Origin of the sequence: Pseudomonas sp. BF-RE-21 (genome assembly GCF_019947305.1) — a bacterium.
Lineage (GTDB): Bacteria > Pseudomonadota > Gammaproteobacteria > Pseudomonadales > Pseudomonadaceae > Aquipseudomonas > Aquipseudomonas migulae.
Map to the genome: position 1 here is coordinate 1 of NZ_JAGYGF010000108.1, position 3,407 is coordinate 3,407.

General features: G+C 58.3%; 5 protein-coding genes and 1 pseudogene. 4 read left to right on the forward strand and 2 right to left on the reverse strand.

Annotation, left to right across the window (positions count from 1 at the left end):
• Window positions 1-13: 13 nt before the first annotated feature.
• Window positions 14-445 (reverse strand): GNAT family N-acetyltransferase, encoded by a 432-nt coding sequence (locus KGB25_RS30300; RefSeq protein WP_223438001.1) that lies wholly within the window; start codon window positions 443-445, stop codon window positions 14-16.
• Window positions 446-591: 146 nt separating this feature from the next.
• Here KGB25_RS30300 and KGB25_RS30305 point away from each other — a divergent pair, with 146 nt between their 5' ends.
• Both KGB25_RS30305 and KGB25_RS30310 read left to right on the forward strand, forming a co-directional pair.
• Complete coding sequence (locus KGB25_RS30305) at window positions 592-1,029, forward strand: hemerythrin domain-containing protein (RefSeq protein ID WP_008029475.1); 438 nt, start codon at window positions 592-594, stop codon at window positions 1,027-1,029.
• Between the two features lie 50 nt (window positions 1,030-1,079).
• Complete coding sequence (locus tag KGB25_RS30310; protein ID WP_223438003.1) at window positions 1,080-1,667, forward strand: NUDIX domain-containing protein; 588 nt, start codon at window positions 1,080-1,082, stop codon at window positions 1,665-1,667.
• 108 nt (window positions 1,668-1,775) lie between these two features.
• Here KGB25_RS30310 and KGB25_RS30315 read toward each other — a convergent pair whose 3' ends face one another.
• Window positions 1,776-2,288 carry a methylated-DNA--[protein]-cysteine S-methyltransferase gene (locus tag KGB25_RS30315; RefSeq protein ID WP_207286696.1) on the reverse strand — a complete coding sequence of 171 codons (513 nt, stop codon included), beginning with the start codon at window positions 2,286-2,288 and terminating at the stop codon, window positions 1,776-1,778.
• 142 nt (window positions 2,289-2,430) lie between these two features.
• Here KGB25_RS30315 and KGB25_RS30320 point away from each other — a divergent pair.
• Window positions 2,431-2,733, forward strand: a pseudogene (locus tag KGB25_RS30320) (gamma-glutamyltransferase); the annotation flags it as partial.
• 69 nt (window positions 2,734-2,802) lie between these two features.
• The gene (locus KGB25_RS30325; protein ID WP_223438005.1) at window positions 2,803-3,336 is read left to right on the forward strand and encodes a cysteine hydrolase family protein; all 534 of its coding nucleotides are present in this window, start codon (window positions 2,803-2,805) and stop codon (window positions 3,334-3,336) included.
• The last annotated feature ends 71 nt before the right edge of the window (window positions 3,337-3,407 follow it).

Below are 3,407 nucleotides of genomic sequence, written 5' to 3' on the forward strand. Positions count from 1 at the left end.
GGCTCCTACAAAGTCATGCGTCGTTGATCAGGCGCTTCTGGAAAAAGAAGCGCTTGTGCCCCGGCGGGTAGTCAACGATCTGCCCCAACTCGCTGAACCCAAGCTTCTTGTAGAACTCCGGCGCCTGAAAGTCGAAGGTGTCCAGCCAGATCCCGATGCATTCCTTCTCCCGCGCCAGGACTTCGGCCATCTGCATCAGTCTGGAGCCGATGCCTTGTCCCCGGCCCTGTTCCGGCACCGACAGCAATTCGATAAACAACCATTGATAGAAAAACCGGCCGTACAGCCCGCCGAGAATCTCGCCCTGGTCATCGCGTACCAGCAGGGCCAGCGGTTGCGCTTTGCCGTCCCCCGCTTGGGCGACGTTGTAGGCCCGCAACGGTGCAAGGATCGCCTCGCGATCTTCCGGTGTCGGGTTGTGCGACTGTTCGATGCTGAGTGTCATCGGCTACATCCTTATGGCAGTGATGCACGAGCGTATCCGGGGCGCGACGATTGTTCTATCCCTCGTTAATCAGAGGAACCGTCGCCAGCGCGCAGATGTCTAGCCTTTACAGCGTCATTCCAGAACGCGGCCGATGAGGATTGCCAATGAACATTTTCGAAGCCTTGCGCGAAAGCCATGACCGCCAACGCACCTACGCCGTCGCATTGGTCAAGACCAGCGGCGACACCCCGGAGCGCGTTGAAGCCTACAAGCAGCTCAAGTCAGAACTCCAGGCACACGAAACCGCAGAAGAGCGGCATTTCTACATCCCGCTGATGGAGTTCGACAACGGTGTCGACCTCAGTCGCCATGCGATTTCGGAACATCACGAAATGGACGAAATGATGGAAGAACTCGACGAGACCGAGATGTCCAGCCCGGCCTGGCTGGCGACCGCGAAGAAGCTCTCCGAGAAGGTCCATCACCATCTGAAGGAGGAAGAGCAGAAGTTCTTCCAGATGGCCGGCAAGCTGCTCGACGACCAGCAGAAAGAAACGCTCGCCAGGCAATACGAGAAGGAATACAAGGCTCAACTTTCGTGAGGACCTTCGTCTAAGATGGGCGTTTTCTGACGAAATAAGGATGCGTTGTCATGCCGAACACAGCCGAACGGGTCAACATCGTCGAGTCCCAGGTGTTGTCCCACGACTGGTATCTGCTGAAGAAAATCACCTTCGATTACCAGCGCAACAACGGCGAATGGCAACGCCAGACTCGCGAGGTCTACGACCGTGGCAATGGCGCGGCGATTCTGCTGTTCAACCGCGAGAAGAAAACCGTCGTACTGACCCGGCAGTTCCGCTTGCCGGTGTTCGTCAACGGTCACGACGGTCTGTTGATCGAGGTGGCTGCGGGATTGCTCGAAGGCGCCGCGCCCGAAGAACGCATCCGCGATGAAGCGGAGGAAGAAACCGGTTATCGCGTGCACCATGTGCAGAAGGTGTTCGAGGCCTACATGAGCCCCGGCTCGGTGACTGAAAAACTGCATTTCTTCATCGCCGAATACGATGCTTCATCGAAAGTCAGCGAGGGCGGCGGGCTCGAAGAAGAGACCGAAGAACTGGAAGTGCTGGAGTGGCCGTTCGAGGCCGCACTGGAAGCATTTTATCGCGGGGAGATCTGCGACGCGAAGACCATCATGCTGCTGCAGTACGCCGCCATGAAAAATATGTTCACCTGAGCACGCAATCCCCTGTAGGAGCGAAGCTTGCTCGCGAAGGTGTGTCAGGCGACAGCACCGTTGCTGACACACCTTCGCGAGCAAGCTTCGCTCCTACATAAAGCAAGGTCAAAAGCCTTCCAGTCGCCCGGTCCCACCCCATTGGCCGCCTTCCAGGGTCAGCAATAATTCCTTCGCCTCAAGCCCACCTGCAAACCCGGTCAATTTCCCCGACGCGCCGATCACCCGATGGCACGGCGCAATAATCGAGATCGGATTCTTGCCATTCGCCGCGCCCACTGCACGCACTGCGCTCGGGTTGCCGATCTGCTCGGCAATCTGGCTATAGCTGCGCGTTTCCCCGAACGGAATGGTCAGCAGGGCCTGCCACACCTTTTTCTGAAAGTCCGTACCGGCGAAATCCAGTTCCAGGTCGAAGCGGTTTCGTGTGCCGGCGAAGTATTCCTGCAACTGTTGAACCGCGCGCACCAGGACCGGGTTGTCCGCCGCCTCACTCATCGGCCCGAGCCGTACGCGATTCGGTTTGTCGTTTTCCCAGAGGATGGCCGCCAGTCTCGAACCGTTCGCGACCAGCTTCAACTCGCCGACCGGCGACGCCATGGTGGTGAAGGTGTAACTCATGCGGGCGGACTCCGAAAACAGGTGAGCAGGCGGCAAGCATACTGCCTCGACGGGGAGGCGCAATACGCAATCCCGACCATACTGCGTACTGCTCTTGAAACGTTTTCTCTGTTTTTTTTACCGACTCTAAAAACAAAAAGAGACCTTATTGAACATCCTCAACGTGATCGACTACGGCATGAACATCCAGGAAGCGGTGGATGCGCCGCGTTTCCACCAGCAGTGGTTGCCGGAAGAGACCAATCTGGAGGCGTTCACCACCAGTCCGGACACGGTGAAGCTGCTTGAAAGCTGGGGCCACAAGTTTGCCGGGCCGCAGGATCCCAACCATATCGCCGCGATTCTGGTCGGGGCGCCGTCGCTGGAAGGTAAACCGGTGGGCAAAAACCGTTTCTACGGAGCGAACGATCCGCGTCGTAACACCGGGTTGTCTCTCGGTTATTGAGGGTTGTGTTTGGAAGGGGACGGATTTAGTTTCTGTCCCCAGATCCAACGACAGATCAAGGATGGAACCATGACCACCGCAATGTTGATCATCGATGTCCAGCGAGCACTTTGCACGGGCGAGTACGAGTGCTTCGAAATCTCACGTGTCATCGACACCATTAACGGGCTCGGCGCCCGTGCCCGAAAGGCCGGGATTCCGGTGGTGCTGATCCAGCATGAGGAAGACGGCAGTCCGCTGGCGTATAACGCTGACGGCTGGCAACTGGCCGAAGGGCTGGAAACCTCGCCCAAGGATTGGCACGTACGCAAGACCACACCGGATTCGTTCTACCAGACCAACCTGCAAAAGCTGCTGCCGGTGCAGGATTTCGAACGCCTGGTCATCTGCGGTTTGCAAACCGACTATTGCGTCAACGCCACAGTGCGTCAGGCGCTGCAACTGGGGTACGACGTGGTGCTGGCGGCTGACGCTCACTCCACGGTCGACAACGGCAACATCCCCGCCGAAGACATCATCGCCGAGCACAACAAGGACCTGGCGCATTTGACCGGTTCAGTGGCGCGGATCGACGTGATACCCGCCGCCGACATCACCTTCTAGCACCCATGATGATGGGCCCCGCCCAACCCTGTAGGAGCCGGCTTGCCGGCTCCTACAGGGTTGGGCGGGGC

Coding starts and splice junctions, on each gene's coding strand:
- KGB25_RS30305 (WP_008029475.1), top strand. CDS start 592: ATGAACATTTTCGAAGCCTTGCGCGAAAGCCATGACCGCCAACGCACC.
- KGB25_RS30310 (WP_223438003.1), top strand. CDS start 1,080: ATGCCGAACACAGCCGAACGGGTCAACATCGTCGAGTCCCAGGTGTTG.
- KGB25_RS30300 (WP_223438001.1), bottom strand. CDS start 445: ATGACACTCAGCATCGAACAGTCGCACAACCCGACACCGGAAGATCGC.
- KGB25_RS30325 (WP_223438005.1), top strand. CDS start 2,803: ATGACCACCGCAATGTTGATCATCGATGTCCAGCGAGCACTTTGCACG.
- KGB25_RS30315 (WP_207286696.1), bottom strand. CDS start 2,288: ATGAGTTACACCTTCACCACCATGGCGTCGCCGGTCGGCGAGTTGAAG.